Genomic DNA, 515 nt, shown 5'->3' on the forward strand with positions numbered 1-515 from the left:
GCAGTTCGTGCGCTCCCAGACCGGCATCGGAGCTTCCAGCGCAAGCTCGCACTAGTCAGGGCGGCGCCCGGCGGCGCGTGCCAAGCAAAGCCCTGTGCCCCGGCTCCGCCCGGGGCTTTTTTTGGGCTTCGCTACGACCAAAGTCACGATGAAGGAACCGCGGTGCCTGGCGTATGATCGAAGCCCCCGCAGGATGACGAACAGAGGCCGGCAGCCGGGCCCGATGAACAGGTGCCAGAGGAACAAGAGGAACAACAGATGAGCAACGACAAGATCCAGTCCGTACTCGGGGAAACCCGCGTCTTCCATCCGGACGCCGGCTTCACCGCCAAGGCCCGCGTCACGCCCGCGAAGCTGGCCGAACTGCGCGCGGCGGCGGAGAAGGATTCCGTCGCCTTCTGGGCGGGGCTGGCGCGACAGGAGCTGGCCTGGAAGAAGCCGTTTACGGTGACGCTGGATGACCGCAAGGCGCCGAACTACGGCTGGTTCACCGACGGCACCCTGAACGTCTCCTA

1 protein-coding gene is annotated in these 515 nt (G+C 66.0%); it reads left to right on the forward strand.

What is annotated here, in order from left to right; all coding sequences use genetic code 11:
- Nucleotides 1–258: 258 nt before the first annotated feature.
- Nucleotides 259–515, forward strand: a 257-nt coding sequence (locus tag F8274_RS30830; RefSeq protein ID WP_305070076.1) for an acetyl-coenzyme A synthetase N-terminal domain-containing protein, incomplete at its 3' end; no start/stop codon positions are given.

The sequence above is a fragment of the Micromonospora sp. AMSO31t genome (genome assembly GCF_008868175.1).
Taxonomy (GTDB): Bacteria; Actinomycetota; Actinomycetes; order Mycobacteriales; family Micromonosporaceae; genus Micromonospora.